The sequence below is a fragment of the Methylobacterium sp. Leaf361 genome (genome assembly GCF_001424445.1).
Lineage (GTDB): Bacteria > Pseudomonadota > Alphaproteobacteria > Rhizobiales > Beijerinckiaceae > Methylobacterium.
Genome location: NZ_LMPY01000012.1, coordinates 149687 through 173359 on the forward strand (window position 1 = coordinate 149687; position 23673 = coordinate 173359).

Annotated in this window: 20 protein-coding genes and 1 pseudogene; 7 read left to right on the forward strand and 14 right to left on the reverse strand. The window is 73.3% G+C overall.

What is annotated here, in order from left to right; translation table 11 throughout:
- The first annotated feature begins 377 nt into the window (after positions 1–377).
- On the forward strand, positions 378–575 hold the full coding sequence (locus tag ASG32_RS10295; protein WP_056525384.1) for a hypothetical protein: 198 nt from the start codon (positions 378–380) through the stop codon (positions 573–575).
- Between the two features lie 131 nt (positions 576–706).
- Here ASG32_RS10295 and murI read toward each other — a convergent pair whose 3' ends face one another.
- Positions 707–1582, reverse strand: a complete 876-nt coding sequence (murI, locus tag ASG32_RS10300) for a glutamate racemase (RefSeq protein WP_042674021.1) — start codon at positions 1580–1582, stop codon at positions 707–709.
- Between the two features lie 294 nt (positions 1583–1876).
- Between murI and egtB the strand changes: the two genes are divergently transcribed.
- Genes egtB through ASG32_RS10315 form a run of 3 tightly spaced genes read left to right on the forward strand, consistent with a single transcriptional unit; the run spans position 1877 to position 5230 of the window.
- Positions 1877–3145, forward strand: coding sequence for an ergothioneine biosynthesis protein EgtB (egtB, locus tag ASG32_RS10305; RefSeq protein ID WP_056525387.1), 1269 nt, complete (start codon positions 1877–1879; stop codon positions 3143–3145).
- Positions 3146–3163: 18 nt separating this feature from the next.
- Positions 3164–4138, forward strand: coding sequence for an L-histidine N(alpha)-methyltransferase (egtD, locus tag ASG32_RS10310; RefSeq protein WP_056525389.1), 975 nt, complete (start codon positions 3164–3166; stop codon positions 4136–4138).
- Positions 4139–4165: 27 nt separating this feature from the next.
- Entirely contained in the window at positions 4166–5230 is a 1065-nt protein-coding gene (locus ASG32_RS10315; protein WP_056525392.1) for an adenylate/guanylate cyclase domain-containing protein, read from the forward strand.
- A gap of 61 nt (positions 5231–5291) precedes the next feature.
- Here the strand turns inward: ASG32_RS10315 and ASG32_RS10320 are convergent, their stop codons facing one another.
- The 5 genes from ASG32_RS10320 to ASG32_RS10340 all read right to left on the reverse strand — a co-directional run bounded on the left by ASG32_RS10320 (position 5292) and on the right by ASG32_RS10340 (position 10494).
- A complete protein-coding gene (locus ASG32_RS10320; protein WP_056525394.1) occupies positions 5292–6590 on the reverse strand; it encodes an FAD-dependent oxidoreductase in 1299 nt (432 codons plus the stop codon).
- Positions 6591–6655: 65 nt separating this feature from the next.
- Positions 6656–6940, reverse strand: coding sequence for a hypothetical protein (locus ASG32_RS10325; protein WP_020095819.1), 285 nt, complete (start codon positions 6938–6940; stop codon positions 6656–6658).
- Positions 6941–7032: 92 nt separating this feature from the next.
- Positions 7033–9519, reverse strand: a complete 2487-nt coding sequence (clpA, locus tag ASG32_RS10330; protein WP_026605345.1) for an ATP-dependent Clp protease ATP-binding subunit ClpA — start codon at positions 9517–9519, stop codon at positions 7033–7035.
- Positions 9520–9557: 38 nt separating this feature from the next.
- Positions 9558–9944 carry an ATP-dependent Clp protease adapter ClpS gene (gene clpS / locus ASG32_RS10335; RefSeq protein ID WP_026605344.1) on the reverse strand — a complete coding sequence of 129 codons (387 nt, stop codon included), beginning with the start codon at positions 9942–9944 and terminating at the stop codon, positions 9558–9560.
- 205 nt (positions 9945–10149) lie between these two features.
- A complete protein-coding gene (locus ASG32_RS10340; RefSeq protein WP_056525396.1) occupies positions 10150–10494 on the reverse strand; it encodes a phasin family protein in 345 nt (114 codons plus the stop codon).
- 338 nt (positions 10495–10832) lie between these two features.
- On the opposite strand from ASG32_RS10340, the gene ASG32_RS10345 reads away from it, so the two are divergent.
- Positions 10833–12302: a D-alanyl-D-alanine carboxypeptidase gene (locus ASG32_RS10345; RefSeq protein ID WP_056525399.1), complete on the forward strand. Its 1470-nt coding sequence runs from the start codon at positions 10833–10835 to the stop codon at positions 12300–12302.
- Between the two features lie 138 nt (positions 12303–12440).
- Here ASG32_RS10345 and ASG32_RS10350 read toward each other — a convergent pair whose 3' ends face one another.
- From ASG32_RS10350 to ASG32_RS10360, 3 genes are read right to left on the reverse strand one after another with little or no spacing between them, the layout of a single operon-like run.
- Positions 12441–13202: a DnaJ domain-containing protein gene (locus ASG32_RS10350; RefSeq protein WP_056525402.1), complete on the reverse strand. Its 762-nt coding sequence runs from the start codon at positions 13200–13202 to the stop codon at positions 12441–12443.
- 3 nt (positions 13203–13205) lie between these two features.
- Positions 13206–13454, reverse strand: coding sequence for a hypothetical protein (locus ASG32_RS10355; protein ID WP_056525405.1), 249 nt, complete (start codon positions 13452–13454; stop codon positions 13206–13208).
- The gene (locus ASG32_RS10360) at positions 13451–14581 is read right to left on the reverse strand and encodes a trypsin-like peptidase domain-containing protein (protein WP_056525408.1); all 1131 of its coding nucleotides are present in this window, start codon (positions 14579–14581) and stop codon (positions 13451–13453) included. The genes ASG32_RS10355 and ASG32_RS10360 overlap by 4 nt, the downstream gene beginning before the upstream one ends.
- A 413-nt stretch (positions 14582–14994) precedes the next feature.
- Between ASG32_RS10360 and ASG32_RS10365 the strand changes: the two genes are divergently transcribed.
- Positions 14995–15210 carry a hypothetical protein gene (locus tag ASG32_RS10365; protein ID WP_042674010.1) on the forward strand — a complete coding sequence of 72 codons (216 nt, stop codon included), beginning with the start codon at positions 14995–14997 and terminating at the stop codon, positions 15208–15210.
- Positions 15211–15280: 70 nt separating this feature from the next.
- Here the strand turns inward: ASG32_RS10365 and ASG32_RS10370 are convergent, their stop codons facing one another.
- The gene (locus ASG32_RS10370) at positions 15281–18718 is read right to left on the reverse strand and encodes an SbcC/MukB-like Walker B domain-containing protein (protein ID WP_056525411.1); all 3438 of its coding nucleotides are present in this window, start codon (positions 18716–18718) and stop codon (positions 15281–15283) included.
- Between the two features lie 176 nt (positions 18719–18894).
- Between ASG32_RS10370 and ASG32_RS10375 the strand changes: the two genes are divergently transcribed.
- Entirely contained in the window at positions 18895–20571 is a 1677-nt protein-coding gene (locus tag ASG32_RS10375; RefSeq protein ID WP_056525417.1) for a methyl-accepting chemotaxis protein, read from the forward strand.
- Between the two features lie 169 nt (positions 20572–20740).
- On the opposite strand, the gene ASG32_RS10380 is transcribed toward ASG32_RS10375, so the two are convergent.
- From ASG32_RS10380 to ASG32_RS35000, 4 genes and pseudogenes are all read right to left on the reverse strand, one after another.
- Positions 20741–21367: a DUF4194 domain-containing protein gene (locus ASG32_RS10380; protein WP_020095807.1), complete on the reverse strand. Its 627-nt coding sequence runs from the start codon at positions 21365–21367 to the stop codon at positions 20741–20743.
- Positions 21360–22730, reverse strand: coding sequence for a Wadjet anti-phage system protein JetA family protein (locus tag ASG32_RS10385; protein ID WP_056525419.1), 1371 nt, complete (start codon positions 22728–22730; stop codon positions 21360–21362). Before ASG32_RS10385 ends, ASG32_RS10380 begins: the two co-directional genes overlap by 8 nt.
- A 36-nt stretch (positions 22731–22766) precedes the next feature.
- Positions 22767–23183 carry an FKBP-type peptidyl-prolyl cis-trans isomerase gene (locus ASG32_RS10390; RefSeq protein ID WP_026605341.1) on the reverse strand — a complete coding sequence of 139 codons (417 nt, stop codon included), beginning with the start codon at positions 23181–23183 and terminating at the stop codon, positions 22767–22769.
- Positions 23184–23326: 143 nt separating this feature from the next.
- Positions 23327–23673: pseudogene (locus tag ASG32_RS35000) on the reverse strand (methyl-accepting chemotaxis protein); the annotation flags it as partial.

Here is a 23673-nt window from a genome sequence, read left to right on the forward strand (position 1 = left end):
ATCGACCTCTCACCCGAGCCCGTCCCTCTCGCTTCCGGGACGTGCGGGTGGATCCGAGACGACGGGGTGCGGCCTCCGCGCTCGGCCTCGTGACCGGGACCGCGCCCCGGCCGCAACGTCAGCGGGTGCGGCACCGCACGCCGCGGGACCGGGCCCGTCCCGCTGCGGCCCCATTCCGCTGCGACACGGCCCCGGTCGGCGAGGCGATCGCCAGCGCCCGCTCCCTCTGCCTCGCGGTGGCGGCGACGATCCCGACGCCGGACCCCCGCTCCCCGCCGAGCCCGCCTCGGCGGGCCGGGCCGATCGGGGCGGATTTTACCAAGCGTTCATCCTCCGGGTGTCCGATCCGGAGGGTCACAGGCGGGAAAGCGGAAGCGATGCCGAGCGAGACGAACCGAGCGATTCAGGATGCCCCGGCGCAGGAGCCGATCCTGGAACTGTGGCGCATCCTCGCCCTGGCGCTCATCGTCGCGGCCGGCATGCTGTTCGTCCATCTGGTCGTTCCCGCCGAGGCCGACGCGTCGTCGGCACCGCTCGCGACGGTCCATAAAGCGGCCAGCCACACCCCGCGGTGAGGCGCGCGGCCCCGGAGGGCGACCGACGCGGCGCCTGAGCGACGCGGTCCGCTGAAACGGCACAGCGGACGACCGGTCAGCCCGGACCGGGCATCACCCGACGAAGCCTCGGCGGCGCGCGAGGCGCCGCGTCACTGCATCGGCAGCGGCACCGCCTCCACGGCGACGTCGCCAATGCCCCGGGCGGCGAGGGCCGCGCGCAGGGCGTCGGTCAGGCAGGTGCCGGCCGTGAAGGCGCCGAGCGCCGAGCCGTGCCGGTCCGCCTCGCGGGGGAGGGGGCCGATCAGCTGCACGACGCGCCGGGCGATGGCGGGCGCCGGGTCGATCCAGGTCACCGGCCAGGGCGCGACCGCCTGGAGGCGCGGCAGCAGCAGCGGATAGTGGGTACAGGCGAGGCAGACCACGTCGGTGCGCCGCCCGTCCGCCTCGGTGACGAAGCAGGGGGCGATCTCGGCGGCGAGGGTGGCGTCGTCCACCGGCGCGCCCGCGAGCTCGGTCTCCGCGAAGCCGGCGAGGTTCTGCGAGCCGACCAGCGTCACCGCGCAGGAGCCCGCGTAGGTCGCGATCAGGTCGTGGGTGTAGGAGCGCGCCACCGTGCCGGGCGTCGCCAGCAGGGTCACGAGCCGCGAGCGCGTCGCCTCGGCGGCGGGCTTGATCGGTGGGACCACCCCCACGAAGGGCGTCGTGAAGCGCTGGCGCAGCGCCGGGAGCACCAGCGTCGAGGCTGTGTTGCAGGCGATGACCACGAGGTCGGGCCGGTGGGTCGCGACCAGCCGCTCCATCACGGCGAGGACGCGGGCGACGAGGGTCGCCTCCGAGAGCCGGCCGTACGGGAAGGCGGCGTCGTCGCCGACATAGACGTAGCGGGCATCCGGGCGGGCGCGCCGCACCGCGTCGAGGACGGTCAGGCCGCCGAGGCCGGAATCGAACACCAGGATGGTCGGCTCTGCGGCGCAGCGCAGAGCGGCGGCGGACAGGCTGGCCCCGGCCATCAGATCGATCCGCATGAGAACCCCGGACTCCTCGAAGAGCGTCCCAAAATCTCGGCAGCGAGGGTTAAGGCGGTGTCACTGCGGCGAGAGAAAGACCCGTGATCCCCAACCCGTTCCGTTAACCGGCGCGCCGACGCGGCGAAGAGGCCCGGTGGGCCGAGCGGCGACCGCGCGTCGACCAGGCGCACGCGAAGCCGCCGCGTCCGCTCTTGCAGAGGTTGTCGGAACACGGCCGGAACATATCTTCTGCGCGCCGGCCGGGGTCGAGAAGACGGTTCTCGGTCAGGCCCGAAAAAAGGGATCATCGTCATGGCAGCGACAGCCGCACTGCGCCCGGACGAGAGACGCGACCCCGCGGCACCGGCCTTCCCGCCGCCGCACGTCACGGCCCGGCCGATCGACCGGGCCGCCTGGATCGCCGCCTACCGGCAGGTCCGGAGCGAGACCGAGCGCCGCGCCGCGCCGCTCTCGCCGGAAGACCAGCAGGTCCAGTCGATGGCCGATGCCAGCCCGACCAAGTGGCACCGGGCGCACGTCACGTGGTTCTTCGAGCAGTTCCTGCTGCGGGAGCACCTGCCGGGCTACGCGATCTACGACGCGCGGCTGCACTACCTGTTCAACTCGTACTACGTGGCGGCCGGTCCCCGTCAGCCGCGCATCCAGCGCGGCATGATCACCCGCCCGACCATGGCGGAGGTCGCGGCCTACCGCGCCCATATCGACCGGGCGGTCGAGGCCCTGCTGGGCCAGGCCTCCGAGCGCGCGCTCGAGGCGGTGCTGCCGATCCTGGAGATCGGCCTCTACCACGAGCAGCAGCACCAGGAGCTCCTCCTCACCGACATCCTGCACGCCTTCGCGCAGAACCCGCTGAACCCGGCCTACGACCCGGACTGGCGCTTCCCGAAGGCGGCGGCGCAGGCCGGCCAGGTCACCCTCGACCGCGCGATCGCGTGGATCGGGCATGCGGGCGAGGGGTTCTCGTTCGACAACGAGTCGCCCCGGCACGAGACGCTGATCCCGGCCGGCCGCCTCGACCGGGCGCTGGTGACGAACCGCCAGTGGCTCGCCTTCATGGAGGATGGCGGCTACGCCAAGCCGGAGCTGTGGCTCTCCGACGGCTGGTATGCCGGGCCGGCGGAGGGCTGGGAGGCCCCCGGCTACTGGCGCCGGGACGGGGAGGGGTGGGCGACCATGACGCTGGGCGGCGAGCGCCCGGTGGATCTCGACGCCCCTGTCACCCACGTCAGCTACTACGAGGCCGACGCCTACGCCCGCTGGGCCGGCCGCTTCCTGCCGACCGAGTTCGAGTGGGAGGTCGCGGCCCGCGACGGCAGTCTGCCGGACGCCTTCGGCCTCGTCTGGCAATGGACCCGCAGCGCCTACGTCCCCTACCCGGGGTACCGGCCGCTCCCGGGGGCGCTCGGCGAGTACAACGGCAAGTTCATGGCCAACCAGTTCGTGCTGCGGGGCTCGTCGGTGGCGACCCCCGAGGGCCATGCCCGGCTGCCGTACCGCAACTTCTTCTATCCGCACCAGCGCTGGCAGTTCACCGGCCTGCGCCTCGCCGACGCCGCCTGACGCGCCCCGGAGCCGCCCTTGACCATCAAGCCCACCTTCGCCGACGCGACGCCGGTCACGCTGGACGCGCCGCCGCTGAGCTTCCTCGACGACGTCCGCGCGGGCCTGTCCAAGCCCCAGAAGGCCCTGTCGCCGAAATACTTCTACGACGAGGCCGGGTCCGCGCTGTTCGAGGCGATCACGCGGCTCCCGGAATACTACCCGACCCGGACCGAGATCGGCATCATCGACGCCTGCGGGCCCGAGATCGCCGCGCTGCTGCCGGCCCACGCGGCGCTGGTGGAGTTCGGCAGCGGCTCGACCGTGAAGCTGCGCCGTCTCCTGCGCCACCTCGACACCCTCGCGGCCTACGTGCCGGTGGACGTCTCCGGCGAGTTCCTGCGCGGGCAGGCGGAGGTCCTGCGGGGCGACTTCCCGGACCTGCGGGTCGAGCCGGTCGTGGCCGACTTCACCCGCGACTTCGACCTGCCGGACAGCCTGAACGGCCTGCCGCGCGCCGGGTTCTTCCCGGGCTCGACCATCGGCAACTTCGACCCGCACGAGGCCGAGGCGCTGCTGCGCCGGTTCGGGCGGATCCTGGGGCCGGGCGCCCACATGATCGTCGGCGTCGACCTCGTGAAGGACCCGGCGGTGCTGGAGACCGCCTACGACGACGCGCAGGGCGTGACGGCGGCCTTCAACCTCAACCTCCTGACCCGGATCAACCGGGAACTCGCCGGCCGCTTCGAGCCCGGCGCGTTCAGCCACCGGGCGGTGTTCAACACCGACGCCTCGCGGATCGAGATGCATCTCGTCGCCCGCGACGCCCAGGCGGTGCGGGTCGGCGCCGACACCTTCGCGTTCGCGGCGGGCGAGACGATCCACACCGAGAGCAGCTACAAGTACACGCCGGCCACGTTCCGCGCGCTGACCGAGCGGGCGGGCTGGACGTGGCTGACGGTCTGGACCGACCCGGACCAGCTGTTCTCGGTCCACGCGCTCCGGCTGGACTGAGCGGGGCCGGGCGGGGCACGCGAACCCATGCGCTTCGGCCCGCGCTGGTTCCTGCTGGTGGCGCCCGCCCTGGGAGCCCTGGCGGGGCTCCTCTACGGGGTGATCTTCGGGATCGCCCCGCTGACCGGGACGGCGATCCGCGGCGCGATCATCGGCACGCCGATCCTGCTCTACGAGCGGCAGCTGCTGGCGCCGCGCCTGCGCGACCGCATCCGCGGCCTCGCGACGCCGCTGTTCCTGCTCGCCACCGTGGCGCTCTACATCGCGCTGATCGTGGTCGGGAACGCGGTCGCCAGCACGGTGCTGAACCAGCTGTTCCGCTTCATGTACAGCGAGCGGAACGCGATGCTGATGTCGCAGTCCGGCCTGCTCTACGCGCTCGGCATCTCGGCCCTGGTGGTGTTCGTGTTCCGGGTCCGCGACCTGATCGGCCCCGGCGTCTTCGCCAACCTGCTGATCGGGCGCTACCACCGGCCGATCAGCGAGGAGCGGATCTTCCTCTTCCTCGACGTGACCGGATCGACGCGCTTCGCCGACCGCCACGGCGACCGGGCGGCGCAGGCCTATCTCGGGCAGGTGTTCAACGCCCTGGCGCTGCCGGTGGCCCGCGCCCGCGGCTCCATCGACGACTACGTCGGCGACCTCGCGCTGGTGACCTGGACGATGGAGCGAGGCCTGCGCGACGCCGCCTGCCTGCGCTGCGTCTTCGCGTTCCAGGAGCGCCTCGCCGCCGAGGCGGAGAGCTGGCGGGATCGCTTCGGGCAGGTGCCGCAGTTCCGCGCCGCGCTGCATTGCGGTCCGGTCGTGACCGCGGAGATCGGGCTGGAGCGGCACAAGATCGCGTATTTCGGCGACGTCGTGAACACGACGGCCCGGCTGGAGGCCCTGTCGAAGACCTTGGGGGTCGACGTCCTCGTCTCGGCCGACCTCCTCGCCCGGCTCGGCCCGCTGCCGGACGACCTCGTGGCGGAGGATCTCGGGGCGCACGCCCTGCGCGGCCGCGCCGAGCCCCTGGCAGTGGCGGCGATCCGGCGCCGGGCCGCCGTCGCGGCACCCGCGCGGCCGCTGCCGAGCCGCGCCGCGACCGCCTGAGCGGGCCGCCAAGACGGATGGCCAACACGGATAGCCGAGACGGATGGCCGAGACGGGCCGCTCAGGCGCCCAGCGCCTTCAGCACCGCCCGGGCGGCGCGCTCGCCGTCGAGGGTCGCCCCGCCCACCGTCATGGCGCCGCCGCCCGCCAGCGCCTCCCCGGCGAAGAACACGCGCCCGCCGACCGGCGCGCGCAGGCGGTCGCGGGCCTCCGCGTGGCCGGGGGCGGCGATCGAGTAGGAGCCCCGGGCGTGCGGGTCCGTCCACCAGCCGGCGAGGCGCCCGGCCTGGACGGCGCTGCGGGCGCCGCCGCCGAGGACCGCGACCAGGCGCTCGGTGGCGAGCGCCACCGCCTCCGCCTCGCCGGCCCGGCACAGGTCGCGCGCGAGGTCGCCGCCGAGATTGGCCACCGCCAGGGACCGGCCGAAGGGCTGCATCTCGAAGTAGATCGTCGGGCCGCCCGTCGCCACCGAGACCGCGTCGCCGAGGTCGGCGCCGTCGAGGCGCGCGGGGTCGAGGCGCAGGCCGATCTTGGTGTAGGCGCCCATCGACAGGCCGTCGAGCGCCGTCCGGGCGGCGTCCGGCAGGTCCGGCGCGAACGCCACGGCTCCGGCCTTCAGCACGCCGACCGGCACCGTGACGATGGCGGCGGCGGCCGCGATCGTGCCCCGCGCCGTCTCGACTCGGACCCCGCGGCCCGACCAGTCGATCGCCCGTACGGGGCAGTTGAGGCTGACCGGCAGGTCGGCGAAGTGCCGCGCCACGAGGTCGCCGTAGCCGTCGATCCAGAGGTCGGAGCCGGACCAGAGCCGGTCGTAGTCCACGGCCGAGACCCGCTCGGGATCCTCGCCGAGGGAGAGCCGGCTCAGGCCGGCCGCCGCCAGGGCGGCGTCGGGGCCGCCGGCCCGGGCCGCCTCCGCCAGGGACGGGTCGCCGCCCTTCGGGGCGAGCAGCGCGTCGAGGCCGGAGAAGCCGGCGCGCCGCTGCGCCGCCTCGGCGGCGGTGGCGGGACGGCCGTCGACGACGAGCCGGCGCGCCCAGCCGTCCTCGCGGGCGACGTGCGCCCCGGCCGCCCGGGCGATGGGCGCCCAGGGATTGCGCTCGGCCCAGTGGATGTACTCGGCGCCGGCGTCGAACCGGCACGCGGCGCCGAGCGCCCGGTCGGTGTAGGCGCGGCCGCCGATCCGGTCCCGGGCCTCGACGAGGGTGAAACTCTGCCCGGCCGCCCGCAGAAGGGCGGCGGCCGCGAGCCCCGCGGCCCCGGCGCCGACGACGACCACGGATCCGCCGCCGGCGCGGGCCCGGAGGGCCGGCATCGCCAGGAGAGGGGCGGCGAGCAGCGATCGACGGGTCGGTGTCATGGGCGCGCCCGCTCGGAACCGTCCGGAGGCGTCGCCTCCCTCGCGCCGGGACCCGCGGCGGCGCGCTAGCCGCGCGCGCCCTGCGGGCCCGAACGCTTCTCCATCATGGCCTTGACCTGCATCAGCTGGTCCCAGACCTGGCCCGGCGAGGTGCCGAAGAAGTCGAAGCCGGCGGCGATGCCCCAGTAGATGCCGAAGCAGATGAACGGCACGAGCACCCAGGCCAGCACCTCCTCGCCGCGGCGGCGCCGCTGGCGACGCCGGCGCCGCTCCTCGCGCCGGGTGAGCTTCTTGGGGGGCGCCGGCTGCGCGACGGGGGACAGAGGTCCCTCGTGCAGGTTGTCAGTCATCGGGCGCCTCCTCGCCGCGGCGCATGCGCGTCGCGGCGGTCATAGACCGGCGGCCCCCGAGTCCGGAAGGCCGCCGGCCGGCCTGCACACCATTAGGCGCGCACGAGTGGCACCTTCGGCACGGTCCGGACGCCGCCGCCCGAGCTGCCGCCGCCGCCCTTGTTGTCCTTCGGCGTCTTCTTCCGCGCCGCGGTGCGGGGCTTGGCGCGCTTGTGGCGCTTGGCGGCGTTGGTCACGTCCTTCTCGGGCTTGGGCGTCACGGGACCCGCCGGGAAGTCGAAGCCCAGGCTGTCCTTGGCGCCGGCCTTGGCCTCGCCGTCCTCCGGCTTGCGGACGACCACGCGGACCGCGCCGCCGTCCTTCAGCTTGCCGAACAGGACCTCGTCGGCGAGCGGCGTCTTGATGGTCGACTGGATCAGCCGGGCCATCGGGCGCGCGCCCATCGCGTCGTCGTAGCCGTGCTCCACCAGCCAGTCCCGGGCCTCGTCGGAGAGCTCGATCGTGACGTTGCGGTCGGCGAGCTGCGCCTCGAGCTGGAGGACGAACTTGTCCACCACCTTCGCCACCACGTCCTTCGGCAGGTGGCCGAACGAGATGATCGCGTCGAGCCGGTTGCGGAATTCCGGCGCGAACAGCCGGTTGATCGCCTCGACGTCGTCACCGGAGCGCTTCGACTGGGTGAAGCCGTAGGCCGCCTTGGCCAGGTCCGAGGCACCCGCGTTCGACGTCATGATGATGATGACGTTGCGGAAATCGACCTGCTTGCCGTTGTGGTCGGTCAGCTTCCCGTGGTCCATCACCTGCAGCAGGATATTGAACAGGTCCGGATGCGCCTTCTCGATCTCGTCGAGCAGGAGCACGCAGTGCGGGTGCTGGTCGATCCCGTCGGTGAGCAGGCCGCCCTGGTCGAAGCCCACGTAGCCGGGGGGCGCGCCGATCAGGCGGCTCACCGTGTGGCGCTCCATGTACTCCGACATGTCGAAGCGCAGCATCTCGACGCCGAGCGAGGCGGCGAGCTGCTTGGCGGCCTCGGTCTTGCCGACGCCGGTCGGGCCCGCGAACAGGTACGAGCCGATCGGCTTGTCCGGGTCGCGCAGGCCGGCCCGGGCCAGCTTGATCGCCGAGGTGAGGGCCTCGATGGCGTTCGGCTGTCCGTAGACCACGCGCTTCAGGTTCTCGGTCAGGTGCTGGAGCACCACCGCGTCGTCCTTGGAGACCGTCTTCGGCGGGATCCGGGCCATCGTGGCGATGGTCGCCTCGATCTCCTTGATGCCGATGGTGCGCTTGCGGCGCGCCTCCGGCACCAGCATCTGCGAGGCGCCGGTCTCGTCGATCACGTCGATCGCCTTGTCGGGCAGCTTGCGGTCGTTGATGTAGCGGGCCGACAGCTCCACCGCGGCCTTCACGGCCTCGGTCGTGTACTTGAGCTTGTGGAACTCCTCGAAGTACGGCCGCAGGCCCTTCACGATCTCGATCGTGTCGGGGATCGACGGCTCGTTGACGTCGATCTTCTGGAACCGCCGCACCAGGGCACGGTCCTTCTCGAAGTACTGGCGGTACTCCTTGTAGGTGGTCGAGCCGATGCAGCGCAGCGTGCCGGAGGCGAGCGCCGGCTTGAGCAGGTTCGACGCGTCCATGGCCCCGCCCGAGGTCGCGCCGGCGCCGATCACCGTGTGGATCTCGTCGATGAACATGATCGCGTTCGGGTGCGCCTCGATCTCCTTCATCACCTGCTTGAGGCGCTCCTCGAAGTCGCCCCGGTAGCGGGTGCCGGCGAGCAGCGTGCCCATGTCGAGGGAGAAGACGGTCGCGTCGGCGAGAACCTCCGGCACCTCGTGCTGGATGATCTTGCGCGCCAGACCTTCGGCGATCGCGGTCTTGCCGACGCCGGGATCGCCGACCAGCAGCGGGTTGTTCTTCTGCCGGCGGCAGAGGACCTGGATCGTCCGCTGGACCTCGCTCTCGCGGCCGATCAGCGGGTCGATCTTGCCGTCGCGGGCCTTCTTGTTGAGGTTGACGCAGTAGGCGTCGAGCGCGTCGCCCTTTTTCTTGGCACCGCGGGGATCGCCCTCGTCGCTCGGACGCTCGGACGCGCCCTCCTCGTCGGCGCCGCGCACGGGCTTCGCCTCGGAGGCGCCGGGCCGCTTGGCGATGCCGTGGCTGATGTAGTTGACCGCGTCGTAGCGGGTCATGTCCTGCTCCTGCAGGAAGTAGGCGGCGTGGCTCTCGCGCTCGGCGAAGATCGCCACCAGCACGTTGGCGCCGGTCACCTCCTCGCGGCCCGACGACTGGACGTGGATCACGGCGCGCTGGATCACGCGCTGGAACCCGGCCGTGGGCTTGGCGTCCTGCCGGCCATCGCCGGTGAGGTTGGAGAGCTCGGTGTCGACGTAGTCGACCAAGCTGCGCTTGAGCGTGTCGATCTCGACGTTGCAGGCGCGCATGACCGCGGCCGCATCTTGGTCATCCACCAGGGCGAGCAGGAGATGCTCCAGCGTCGCGTATTCGTGCCGGCGCTCCCCGGCGAGCGCCAGGGCGCGGTGGAGGGCTTGTTCTAGGCTGCGTGAGAAGCTTGGCAAAGCTGGCCTCTGTCCTTCGTGCCTACCGCGAGCGGCGCCTATTTCTTTTCCATAACGCACTGGAGAGGATGTTGGTGTTTGCGTGCGAAGTCCATGACCTGCGTCACCTTGGTCTCCGCCACCTCGTAGGTGAAGACCCCGCACTCGCCGACCCCGTTCTGATGCACGTGCATCATGATCTGGTAGGCGTCCTCGTGGCTCTTGTTGAAGAACCGCTCGACCACCAGGACCACGAACTCCATCGGCGTATAGTCGTCGTTCAGAAGGAGTACCCGGTACAGACTCGGCCGCTTGGTCCGCGGCTTCGTGCGCGTGATGATCGCGGTGTTGGACCGGTCGTCGCCCCCGGGCGTGCGCGAACCGGATGCCGTGACCGCGATACGCGCCGGCCGGTGCTCCCTGGTCGAACTCGCGGTGCCCTGCATGGGGACCTGTCTCATGTGCGTCGAACCGATCCCTTGCTCGGAGCGGGCGCCGCCGGCCCTCACGGCCGATCCTGATCCTGGCCTGCCGGGAGCAGCGCTCAGCTCCACGCCGGTTAATCTACAGACGGTGAGCCGACTTCGCCAGACGCCTGTGCGCACTTGTCCGCCCTGCACCGCGCGTCCCCGGCGCATGATGGCCGACCCGCTAGCGCGCCGGGCCGGGACGGGCCGCGGCCGGTGCCACCGCCTTCGGCCGCACAAACGCGCCGGTCAGGCCCAGCAACGCGTCGCCGGCGGCGGCCGAGCGGGCCGCGGCGCGCTCCCCGGCCCGCTGCAGGTACGCGGCCTGCACCGCCAGGATCTCGGTCGGGCTGCGGGCCGTCGCCAGCGCCCCCCAGGTCGCCCCGAGATCGTCGAGGGCCTTCTTGACCGAGTCGAGATACTCGATGCCGAGGGTCTGGGTCGCCCGGCTCGCGATCCCGAACCGCCGCAGGGGCGTCCCGAAGCCGGAGGCGACCGGGCTCAGGGGGAGGGCAGGGGGTCTCTGCATCGCCGATCTCCGGTCCGCCGCCGAGCCGGCCCGCCATCCGCGACCGACAGTTTCGGATCGCCGCGAGAGTGTGCGGCACGACAGCCAGCGTCAAGCTCGGGCCTGTAAGAGCGGCCGGCCGCGACCGGCACGGCATGGCCGACCGGCAACAGCGGGTCGGGAACGGCCGGTAAGCGGATGCCGGACCGGCACGATCCGGCACTCGCCGCGATCGCATTAACGGGCCTGTAACTGCACTTGCCTAACTCTCCACTGATGCAGCGGGGCCACGTGATCGGCGGAAGGCTCTGCAGGGGATACGACCGGCCAGATCCGGTCTCGCGAGGCAATCAGGCGTGATGCGTAGCGTAGTAGGCCGCTCCCGGACGATTCCAGCGCTCCCGGCCGCGATCCTGGCCGCCGCCGTCCTGACGGCCATGGCCTCACCGGCCGACGCCCGGCGCGGTCGGCACCACCACCATGCCCGCGCCGGCGGCGGCTACAACCCGCCCTACGCGGCGATGGTCGTGGACGTGAAGAGCGGCAAGACCTTGCACGCGGTGAACGAGGACGCCCTGCGGCACCCGGCCTCGATCACCAAGGTGATGACGCTCTACATGCTGTTCGAGCAGATGGAGCGGGGCAAGTTCGCCCTCGATTCCGACCTGACCATCTCGGCCCACGCCGCCGCCCAGGCGCCGTCCAAGCTCGGCCTGCGCCCCGGCCAGACCATCTCGGTCGAGGACGCCATCAAGGCGATCGTGACGAAGTCGGCGAACGACGTGGCCTGCGCCATCGGCGAGAACATCGCCGGCTCCGAGGAGCGCTTCGCCCAGATGATGACCGCGAAGGCCCACGCCCTCGGCATGAGCCGCACGCACTACGCCAACGCCTCGGGCCTGCCCGATCCGGACCAGCTGACCACCGCGCGCGACCTCACCGTGCTGGCGCGGGCGATCCAGGACCGGTTCCCGCACTACTACCGCTACTTCCAGACCCGGTCCTTCGCGTTCCGCGGCCGGGTGATCGGCAACCACAACCGCCTGCTGGGCAACGTCCAGGGCGTCGACGGGATCAAGACCGGCTACACCCGGGATTCCGGCTTCAACCTGATGACCGCGGCGAAGTCCGAGGGGCACCAGATCGTGGCGATCGTGCTGGGCGGCAAGTCCGGCGCGAGCCGCGACCGGATCATGGCCGACCTCGTCCGCGCCAGCCTGCCGCGCGCCTATGCCGGCGCCCGGATCTCGGCGCCGGTCACCGAGGTCGCCGAGCGCGCCCGCCCGGCGGTCGTCGCCGACGCGGTCTCGCGGACCCGCACGCAGGTCGCCTCGGCGGACGACGAGGACGTCGAGACGACCGGCACCACCGGCGAGCCCCTCGACCTGTCCCCCGCCAAGACGACGACGCCGGGCGGCACCTGGAAGCCCGGCCCGCAGGGCATCCCGAAGGCGGCCCAGGCCTATGCCGGCGGCGGCAACGCCCAGCCGCCCTTCCCGGGCGCGTCCAAGTCCACGGCCCGAGTGGCCTCCCTCGAGCGCGACGAGCCGCCGAAGGCAGTCTCCGGCGCCCGCGTCGTCCCGACCGCCTGGGTGATCCAGCTCGGCGCCATGGACGACGAGTCCAAGGCCCGGACGATGCTCTCGGAGGCGCGCGCCAAGGTCGGCGGCAGCCTGTCGAAGGCCGCGCCCTACACGGTCAAGGTCGAGCACGGCGGCACCACGCTGTTCCGCGCCCGCTTCTCGGGCTTCTCCGAGCAGGATTCCGCCCAGGAGGCCTGCTCGGCCCTGAAGCGCAGCGGCTTCAGCTGCTTCGCCACCCGGAGCTGAGACCCGCGAGACCCGTCGGCGCGCCCGCGCGCCGCGTTTCGCGAGCCACCGGCGCGCCCGCGCGCCGGATACGGAACGGCCGCGACCGAGTTCGTCCGCGGCCGACGATCGGTAACTCTCTGACAACGCGCGTGGAGTTCAGCGATGTCGGTTCAGAAGCCTGTCCCGGGCCGCGTTGACGCGCGCCGCGCCCTCGGCGCTGCCCCCCTGGTCGGGGTGGGCGCGCTTCATGAGAGACCGGTGGGCCGACCGGATCTCCTCAGCGGTCGCCCCGCGCTGAAGCCCCAGGATCTCGTACGCCTGCTCCTGCGTCATCGCCCCTGGATGCGGCGGACGGCGCGGCCGCGGGTCGCGATCGCCCTCAGCGTCTACACGCCATCCGGGCGACCGGCGGTCGAGATACGGCTCTAGCAGGGCGGCGCCGGCGGCGTCGCGTATCCGGCAGAGCCGCAGCAGCTCGACCACGGCCCCGGTGGGCATGCTGTCGAGCCACGCGCCGGCGCCCGGCCCCGCGATGACGCGGCCCGTGCGCAGGCTGCCGTCCGGGTGCACGAGGGCGTCGATCAGGACCGTGCGGAAGCGGCGGTCCTCCGGGTCGCGCGGGCGCTCGCCGGATCCCGGCCAGATCAGCCGGCGGAGCCGCGCGGTCATGGCGGCCTGACCCTCGATCATCCAGACGCCGCTCAGCCCGAGCAGTGCCGCGAGGACGAAGTTCCCGCGCAGGAGCAGGAATCCGGCCGCGAGCAGCGCGAAGGCGCCGAAGGTCGGCAGACGCGCCCGCCCGAGGGCGGCACCGAGGCCAGCCCGGAGACCGCCGCGGAGCCTCCGGCCGAGGCCGCCCGAGTTCTTCGACAGCCACCACAGGGTCAGGCAGGCGAGCAGGCCAGCGAACAGCACCATCGCTCAGCGCCGCACGCCGTAGAGGGCGGACGCGCTCCCGCCGATCTGGATGCTCGTCCCGTCCCCGAGATCGAAGTGGCCCGGCCGGCGCGGCGTCGGCGGGCGGACGCTCGCGTCGCAGCCGGGCTGCGGCGGGAGGCGCACGCCCTCGGGCAGGTTCTCCGGGCAGAGGCGCGCGCGCGTGGGCGCCTCGCCGGCGCGAGCGGTGGCGGCCAGGAGGATCAGGGACAGGAGGAGGGCCGCGCGCGTCATCGCCGGTTCTCCGCGACCTCGGCGGTGGTGACGCGGACCTGCCGGATCCGGCCGTCGCGCTCCACCTTGAGGGTCACGCCGGCGCCGAGGCCGGCCTCCTCGATGGCCGCGGTCAGGTCCGCGAGGCGGTGGACCGGGCGATCGTTGGCCTCGACGATCACGTCGCCGAGGTCGCCGGTCTGCGGGTCGACGCCGCGCAGACCGGCCTGCGCGGCCGGGGAGCCGGGCAGCACCCGCACGATCACCACGCCGTCGATGCCGAGCCGCGCGGTGGCCGCCTCCTGGGCGGCGATGATGCCGATGCCGGGATTGCGCACGCGGCCGGCCTTGATCAGCTCCGGCACGATCCGGTTCACCACGTCGACGGGGATCGCGAAGCCGATGCCGGCGCTGGCGCCGGACGGTGACACGATGGCGGTGTTGACGCCGATCAGCCGTCCCGCGGAATCGAGGAGCGGGCCGCCGGAATTGCCCGGGTTGATCGCCGCGTCCGTCTGGATGACGCCGGACACTTCGCGGCCCTCGCTCGTCGGCATGCGGCGGCGCACGGCGCTGATGACGCCGGTGGTCAGCGTGTGGTCGAGGCCGAACGGGTTGCCGATGGCGAAGGCCGACTGCCCGACCTTGAGATCGGCCGAGGTGCCGATCGCCAGCGGCGGCGGCATGGTCCGCACCCGCCCCAATTGCAGGACCGCGAGGTCGTAGGACGGCGCCATCCCGACGAGGGTGGCGGGCACGACCTCGCCGTCGCTCATCCGGACCGAGACCGAGCCGCCGCTCCGCGCGGCGTTCTGCACGACGTGGGTGTTGGTGACGATGTGGCCGGCGCCGTCCCACACGAAGCCGGTGCCGGTCTGCGTCCCGCCCTGCTCGCCGCCCTGGTCGTCGAGGTCGAGCAGGTCGCGGTTCTGCGCGGCGCTCTGCGCGAAAACGTGAACGACGGACGGGCTCGCGCGCTCGAACAGCGCGACCGTCGAGGACTCGGCCGGCGCCAGATCGCCGCGGGCCGTGATCGCCCGGGGCGTATCGGCCGCGTAGAGCAGCGGCTGCAAGTAGGGCTGGGCGACGTAGAGCGCCAGCAGGACCAGGACCGCGGCGAGGACGATGCGCACGGTACGATCCGGCACGGGTGACTCCGAGAGAAGCGCGTAGGCGGGCCCCGACGGGCCGAGCCTTAAGTGCGCGTTCAGGATCGGGGCGTCAACACAGAGAGGCGCCGCCGCCGACAGACCCCTGACGTGTTCTGGCGCACGTCGGCGACCGGCGCAGACTGGCTAACGGAATGGTCATCATTCAGGAGCCACAATTCTCGCAAGTCCAGGGCAGCTCAGTCGCGCTCAATACGGACATGGAACACCGAACCGCGCCCGAACTCGTGCCTCGGCACCGGATGCTGGTTTCGAGAACCGCCCGAATTGATCGCAAAGCTGCCGCAGAGATGCTTGCATTGACGCTCAGACCATCGATCGCCGCAGCCCCTCGGCAGAGCCCGGCGGCGGCGATCTGAACGGTCCAAAACGGTTCGGAAGGACGAGTACCCATGGAAACCGAAGCTCTGGAACGGCCCGCGGATCTGACGATCTGGCGCACGGCCCCGGCGAGCGCCCCGCTGGCGCAGCCCGAGCGCTACCGGACCCTGCGGGAGGCGATCGCCGCCGCGGCCGGCGCCCTGGCCGACCCGGCCAAGCAGCCCTGGATCATCACCGAAGAGGGCGAGATCCTCTCGCCGAACTGGATCCGCACCTACCTGAACTGACGATCGATCACCCGGAGAACGGGGATACCGGGGACGGCGGCGCGCAGCCCCGCCCCGGTGCCCCGCGGGCTCACTCCGCGGCGTCCGACTGGCGGAAGCCCTCGATCCCGACCTGGTCGGGGTTGATCGCGTGCAGCGCCCGGCGGGCCGCCTCGAGCGGGTGCTCGGCCTCGATCCGGACCGAGGTCAGATCCGGGCTCTTGTAGACCGTCACGATCGTGTCCATCACCTCGGTCAGCGTCGTGCGCTTGTCCTCGGGGGCGGCGATCAGCAGCTGCAGCCCCCAGGCGCGGTAGAGATCGACCAGCGCCTGGCTGTTGCGCACGTCGAGCTTCGAGAACGCCTCGTCGAGCAGGCACAGGCCGAGCCCCGGATTCTCGTCGCCCGGCCGGTCGCCCGGGTAGTAGGCGCTGGCGAGCGACGCGGCGATCGCCACGTAGAACGGCGCCTGCGCCTCGCCGCCGGAGCCGCGCAGCGCCCGGGCCGACATCGTGGTGCGGTTGCCCGCCCGGTCGCGCATGCCGATCTCGTAGACGAAGTAGTTGCGGTAATCGGCGAGCCGCGCCGCGTCGTCCGCGCCGGCGATCAGCGCGGTGATCTCCTCGAGCGCGGCCGCCATCGGCCCCTCCGCCTCGCCGGCGAGCAGCGCCTGCGCGGCCTCGGGCGAGCGGGCGGTCTCGGTGGCCAGCGCGTGGACGGCGGCGTAGCGGCGGTCCACCGCCGCCTCGAACGCGTAGGTCTGGCCGGTGAAGCTGCGCGCCGAGAGCCGCTCGTTCAGGGCCGCGAGCCGGGCATGGACCCGCTCGAACCGGTCGGCGAGGCGCGTCAGCAGGTCCTCGGTCATGAGGCGGCGCATCTCGGACTCGGCCCGCTCTGCCTGCGCCCGGTAGCGGCGCAACTCGTGCCCCTCGACCGCCTCGTATTCCCGCCGCACCCAGGCGAAGCCGTCGATCGCCGGGGCGTCCCCCGAGGCGAGGGGGTTCTCCACCCGCCAGGCGGCGCAGGCCTCCGCAAGCTCGCGCTCGGCGATCCGGCCGTGCGAGCGGGCGGCCTCGGCGGAATCCCGGGCGAGGCCGCGCTCGGCGCTCACCCGCGCCCCGGCCGCCTTGGCGTCGAGGCCGGCGAGCGCCCGCCGCGCCTCGGCGACCGCGCCGAGGTCGAAGGGCTCGGCGCGGGCGAGGCGCACCCGCGCCGCGTCGCCCGCGCTCAGCTGGCGCAGGGCCGCCCGGCGGGCCGACAGGGCGGCGCGGACGGCCTCGCGCATAGGCCCCATCCGGGCGCGCAGGGCCGCCTCGTCGGCGAGCAGGCGGTCGAGCTTCGGCTCCAGCTCCTCCGACAATTCCCGCAGGTAGCCGACCCGCTCGGTGGTCAGCGCGGCGATCTCGGCGGCGAGCCCGGCCGTGTCGCGCTTCTCGATCCCCTCCCGCTCGGTCTGGAGCGTGCGCCGCCGCCCCTCCAGCCCGTCGAGCTCGGCCCGCAGGGCCTCCACCGCGTCGAGGCCCCGGGCGACGCGGGCCCGGATCGCGGCGGCCGTCCGGGCGGCCTCGCGCAGGACCGCGGCCTCGCCGCGCAGGCGCCGCGCCTCCGCGACGGCGATCTCGTGGGCGCGGCGGCTGTCGGCGGTCGGCCCGCGATGGCCGCGGGTCATCAGCAGGTCGACGCTGCGGGTGACCGTGTAGGCCATGCCGGCCGTGGTCCGGCCGCTGGGCGCCACGGCCCGGGACAGGCGCGCCAGTTCGGCATCGTCCCGGGCGAGGTCGTAGCCGCCGAGCCGCACGCCGAGGAACGCCTCGGCGTGGGGGTCGCTGGTCTCGATCACGGTGAGCGGACCGTCGTCGTAGCGGCGGGCGCGCTGCTTGGCGGTGTCGGTGGTCTTGACCAGGATGCAGCGGCTGTAGCGGTCGCGGCCCGATTGCAGCACGCCGAGGGCCTCGCTCAGCCGGTCCGGGGCGACCACCAGGGCCTCGCGGGCGCGCCCGAGCAGCCCTTCGAGCGCCGGCCCCCAGGTCGGGTCGACGATCTCGGCCAATTCGCAGATCGGCAGCGCGTCGATCCCGCGCCGCTCCAGCTCGCCGCGGAACGCCACCGTATCGGAGGACAGCCGCGCCGCCGGGCCGCCGCCGGTGCGCGGCGCCGTGCGCTCGGCCTCGCTCTCCTGCGCGCGGGCCTTGAGCGCCGCGTCCTCGGCGGCCCGTTCCAGGGCCTCGTCGAAGTCGGGCAGGCGCGCCAGCCCGTCGGCCAGCTCGGCCAGCGGGCCGTCGGGGCGCAGGATCTCCTCGGGGGAGGATTCGCGGCGCAGGCCCGCCCGGGCGCAGGCCTCGGCGAGGCGGGCCGCCTGCGGGCAGCTCTGGCGCAGGATCGGGGCGACCGGCTGGAGCTTGGCCATCTGCCCGACGAGGGCGACGAGGTCGCCGATCCGGCCGATCAGCTCCTTGCGGTCGCGCTCCAGCATGGACAGGCCGAGCGTCGAGGCCGCGAGCCGGCCCTCGGCGGCGCCCGCGGCGGCCAGCGCCTTCTTCTCGGCGATCTCGCCGTCGATCTCGCGGACGTAGCCGCGGCTCGCCGCGACGCGCTCGCGCGCGATGCGCAGGGTGTCGGCGCCCTCGCGGAGGCGGCCCCGGACGGCGATGAGGTCGAGGCTGCGGCGGCGCAGATCGGCGCTGGCCGCCCGCAGCTCGTGCGTCGCGGCGGCGAGGACCGCCTCGCCCCAGGCCTCGTAGCGGTCGCGCAGGCGCCGCAGGCGCCCGAGCCGGGTCTCCAGCTCGGCGATGGTCTCCCGGAGGCGCCGCCAGTTGGCGATGGAGTGGCGCACGCGCTCGACGTCGAGGGGCTCCGGCTCGAGCACGAAGGCGCGCACGAAGGCGCTGGTGTCGAAGATCGGCTTGAACGCCACCGCGTTGGCGAAGCTGCGCAGGAAGTGGCGCGGCTCCGGCGCCGGCGCGCCCTCGCGCAGGGTCGCCAGCACGTCGGCCGTGAAGCGCTCGCCGGAGGTGCGGTACTCGGTGAAGCTCGACGCGCGGGCGCGCAGCTCCGCGGCGATCTCGCTCCAGGGCGCCGTGTAGGTGCCGCCGGAGGCGGTGCGGGCGTAGTCGGAGACCTCGAACCTGTGCCCGACCGCGATGAAGCGCGACAGCACGGTCTCCTTCGGCTCGGCGGCCCGCGCCGCCAGGGCGAGGCCGACCGAGACCACGCGGCCGGAATCGGGGTTCTCGAAGACCAGCACCAGCACGGTCTCGCAGGATTCCCGCGTCGGGCGGCCGCCCTCCGCCGGGTCGCTGATCCAGCCCAGGCAGTAGTCGCGCACGGTGCGGGCGCTGCGGCCGGAGGCCGAGGCGTTGAGGGCGAGGCGGCTGGCGTTGTTGCCGGCCAGCACCGTGCCGACCGCGTCGAAGATCGTCGACTTCCCGGCCCCGGTCGGCCCGACCAGCGCCGCGGCGCCGCGCAGGCGGATCTGCTCGCGGCGGATCAGGTACCAGTTCGAGATGGCGATGTCGGTGAGGACGTACACGGTGTCGGTGGGTCGGGTCGGTGGCGAGGAATGAGCGGCCCAGTTGGCCGGACTCGGCCGCGTATGCAAGCCGACACACGCGAACCCGTGAAGCCTGATCCTACCTCAGGTTATAACCCTGTTAGCACAAACTGTTCATGTCCTGCGGGTCTCGCCTGCACGACCGGAACCGACCGATGCGTCTCAGTCTCAAAGCAAAACTCAGCGGCCTCTTCGCCCTCCTGCTCCTGGCGGCGATCGTTCAGGGCGGCGTGACCCTCTACAAGATGCAGGCTGTCGACCAGCGGCTCGCGGAGTTGATCGACAACGCCGTGCCGTCGATCAACGAGGCCCAGGCGATCAACGCGCTCGTGATGCGCTCGCGACTGTGGCAGTTCCGCTACGTGACGGCGGATACCGAAGCCGAGCGCGAGACCAGCCTGAAGAACGCCGACGAGATGATGCGGAACCGCCAGGCGAAGGCCGAGGCGTACCGCGGCCTGGTGGCGTCGAAGGAGGAGCAGGGGATCTACGACGACCTGCTCGCCAAGCTGGCGGTGCAGCAGGCCGACTGGACCCGTCTGCGCGCCTTCCCGGCCGACCAGCACGACCAGGCGCTCGCCTATTTCCGCGGGCCGATGAACGCCAACTACCTCGCGGCCTCCAGCGCGACCCGCGCCCTCGCCGACCTGAACATCCGGAACGGCGAGGCGGCCGGACGCGCGGCCCGCGACAGCCAGGCCGACGCGGTCCGGACGACCGTCGTGAGCCTGCTCGTCAGCCTCGTCATCGCGCTCGGCGCCATGCTGTACGCCTTCACGGGCGTGTCGCGGCCGCTTTCCGGGATGACGCTGTCCATGCGGCGGCTCGCCGACGGCGACACCCAGGCCGAGATCCCCTACGCGGCGCGGCGGGACGAGATCGGCGCCATGTCGGCGACCGTCGCGGTGTTCCGGGAAAACCTGCTGCACGCCCGCGCCCTCGAGGCCGAGACCGCGCAGGCCCGGGCCGGCGCCGAGGCGCAGCGCCGGCAGGCGACGCGCGAACTCGCCGACCGGTTCGAATCCGCGATCGGCGGCATCGTCGGCTCGGTGACGTCGGCGGCGACTCAGCTCCAGTCCACGGCCCAGAGCCTCACCGCGACGGCGACGCAGACGGCCGGCCAGTCGACCAGCGCGGCGGCCGCCGCCGAGGAGGCCTCCTCCAACGTCACCACGGTCGCGGCGGCCGCCGAGGAGCTCGGCTCCTCGGTCAACGAGATCGGCCGCCAGGTCGGCTCCTCGGCGGACCTGGCGCAGGCCGCCGTCCGCGAGGCCGCCGCCACGGCCGACCTCGTCCAGGCCCTGAGCACCGGCGCGCGCCGGGTCGGCGAAGTGGTCGACCTGATCTCGGCGATCGCCAGCCAGACCAACCTGCTGGCGCTGAACGCCACGATCGAGGCGGCCCGGGCCGGCGTCGCCGGCCGCGGCTTCGCGGTCGTCGCCACCGAGGTGAAGGCGCTGGCCGACCAGACCGCCAAGGCGACGGCCGAGATCTCGGCCCAGATCGCGCAGATCCAGGGCTCGACCGGCCAGGCCGTCCAGGCCATCGACGGCATCGCCGGCCGCATCCGCGAGATCAGCGGCATGGCCAACTCCATCGCGGCGGCGGTGGAGGAGCAGGGCGCGGCCACGCAGGAGATCGTCCGCAACGTCGCCGAGGCCGCGACCGGGACCGAGTCGGTGACCGTCAATGTCAGCGGCGTCGCCGGCGCCGCCGAGGAAACCGGCGCGGCCGCCGCGCAGGTCCTGGCCTCGGCCTCCGAGATGGCCCGCCAGGCGGCCCATCTCGGCAGCGAGGTCGAGCACTTCCTGGCGACGGTCCGGGCGGCCTGAGCGCGGTCACGTGGGTTCGGCCGCACGTCGCGGTTGACGTATCTCACTCCGTCATCGCGAGCGCAGCGAAGTGACCCAGGGCAGCGCGACGCCGGCAATCGTGGCGCCGGCTGGATTGCTTCGCTCCGCTCGCAAAGACGGCGCCGAACTGGTCGACCGGACGGCGGAATCAGGCCTCGCCGGCCTCGGACCACGCCCGCAGGCGCTCCATCCAGGCGTCGGAGGCCAGCACCGTCAGCCCCGGCAGGAGCGACAGCGGCGTGACCCGCTCGACCCGGTCGCGCTCGCCGAGGCGCAGGCCGCCGCGCTTGGCGTAGAGGCGCAGGATGTCGGCGAGCCGGCCCTCCTCGGGGGGCTCGTTGCGCGCCACGGCGCGGATCTTCTCGACGATCTCGTCGGTGGTGCAGTCGACGATCCCGTCCGTTCCGGCCCGGTGGTCGCGCAGGCCCTCCTCGTAGAGGAGCCGGAGCGCCAGCAGCACCAGGGTCTCGTCCTTGCGCAGGCGCTCCGAGACGATGTCGTGGCGCGGGGCGTCGGCGGCCGGGCTCAGCGAGACCATCTGGTCGCGGTGCGACACGGTCAGCGCGTAGCCGAGGCAGGCGAAGTAGTCGGTGAAGAACGGCGCGTAGTGCCGGGCGAGCTCGTAGGAGCGGCCGATGCCCTGCGTCTCGGCGTAGATCACCTGCCCCTTCAGCAGCACCTGGAGGGCGCGGCACAGCTCCTCGGCGTCCGGCGCCCGGGCGCCGGGCGGCGGCGGCTCGTCGCCGTCGATGATCGCGCGGAAGCCCTCAAGCACGGGGACGGCGCTCCAGCAGGAAATCCGGGCAGTCCAGCCAGCCGTTGACCACCCGCTCGGGCAGCCGGGTCAGGGCGTAGCGCGCGCCGAGCTTGGCGTCGAACAGCACGTCGATCTCGCGCAGGCGCTGGAACACGATGAAGTCGTCGACGCCCGCGATGACGATCTGCGACCCGCGCAGCCGCACCGCCTTGCCGAGCCGGGCCTCCACGAAGGCGCTCATGCTCTCGGGCGTCACGGTGGTGCGGCGGCGGAACTCCGCCTTGGCGGCCGCGAAGGCGTCGACCACGGGGTCGTCCTCGATGTCGGGCAGCGGCTCCATGTCGATGGCCGACTTGCGGGCGCGCGGCGCCTGGAGATGCGCGTGCCCGATCGGCGGCCGCAGCAGCGAGACGTCGCCCGGCACCTCGGGGGCGATCTCCGCTTCCCCGACGGCGCGCAGCATCGCGGCGACGCGCTCGACGCCGCTCGGGTCCGGGCGGTCCATCACGTGCAGCGCGGAGGCGATCCGGCGCTCCAGGCGCGCCACCACGGCGTCGACGGCGTCGAGGTGGTTGTCGAGGCCCTCGAACACCGCGAGGATCTGGGCGAGATCCGCCCGGACGGCCCGCTGCGCCGTGTCGAGATCGGCGATCCGCCCCTCGCGGATCAGGCCCTCGGCCAGGGCCCGGACCGTGAGGGCGTCGCGCAGCGCCCGGCCGGCCTCGCGCACCACGCTGGCGCGGAAGCGGAACGGGTTGAAGCGGGTGTGCAGCGTCCGGTAGTCGCTGATCAGGTGGCGCTCGACGAAATCCTCGAAGAACAGCCGGAAGGTCTTGGCGCGGTCGGGCTCGCGCAGGATGCGCTCCTCGACCTTGCGCATGCCGGCCGCGAGGCCGCGCACGTGGGACAGGAAGGCGGCCGCGCCCCGCGCGGCGTTGGACAGCGCCTCGGAGCGGTTCGCCGGGTCCGACAGGGCGCTCTCGAGCCCGCCCAGCACCTCCAGCACGGCCCCGCCGTAGGAGCGGGTCTCGCCCCGTTCCAGCCGCGACAGCTCCTCCAGCAGGAGGCGGGCCTCGGGGTCGAACTCCGCGACCGGGACGTAGCGCTCGCGGCGCTCGATCAGCCAGCCGGTGTCGAGGAGGCGCCGGTAGAGCGCCGTGCGGCGCTCGGCCGGGTCGGCCGAGATCGGCTCGTCGCCGCTGACCTCGGGGTCGCTCCAGCCGGCGGCGAAGTCGCCGATCTCGGCCAGGAGCTCGGCCTTGCGCACCGGCTCGGCCCCGAGGACGCGCCGGTGCAGGTGCAGGAGCAGGGCCGCGTTGAAGCCGCGGCTCGGCGAGGCCAGCGGCTTGAACAGCTCGTCGGACAGCTGCGCGAACAGCATCGTGTCGAAATTCCCGCCGTCGCGCAGCCGTGCCGCTTACTTCGCGCCGAGGAGCTCGACGTCGAAGATCAGCGTGGCGTTCGGCGGGATCACGCCGCCGGCGCCGCGGGCGCCGTAGCCGAGCTGCGGCGGGATGATCAGGGTGCGCTTGCCGCCGGTCTTCATGGTGGCGACGCCCTCGTCCCAGCCCTTGATCACCTGGCCGGCGCCGAGGGGGAAGCTGAAGGGCTGGTTGCGGTCGCGGGACGAGTCGAACTTCTTGCCCTTCTTGCCGCCCTCGTCGAGCCAGCCGGTGTACTGGACGGTGACCGTCTGGCCGGCCTTCGGCTCGGGCCCGGTGCCGACGACCTCGTCCTGATACTTGAGGCCCGACGGGGTGGTCACGGTCTCGGCATTGGCGGCTGTGGTCATGGCGATCAACGCGGCTCCGAAGAGGGGGGACAGGCGAGGCATGGTTTCTCCCTGGAGCCGGCGCCGTGCGCGCCGGCCGTCGGGAGGCCTTCTATCGCCTCGGACCCGTCCAGGCCAGGGAGGCGGCCGGCGGCGCCCCCAAAGGGCGCCCCACGGCGCGCTTGGAGGCGCGCTTGGGGGCGCGCTCAGGCGGCCCGGACGCCGTCGAGGAAGCGGCCGACCTCTTCGGTCAGGTGCGCGGCCTGGGCCGACAGGGCCGCGGCCGCGCCCAGGACCTCGCCCGCCGCCGCCTCGGTCGCGCCGGAGGCCGCGGCGACGCCGGCGACGTGGCCGGTGACCGCGGCCGCGCCCTGCGCCGCCTGGCCGACGTTGCGGACGATCTCGCGGGTCGCCGCGCCCTGCTGCTCCACCGCCGCCGCGATCGTGGTCGCCACGCCGTCGATGTCCCGGATCCGGGCCGTGATCGTCCCGATCGCCGCGACGGCCTGCCCGGTCGAGGCCTGCACCCGCCCGATCTGGCCCGCGATCTCTT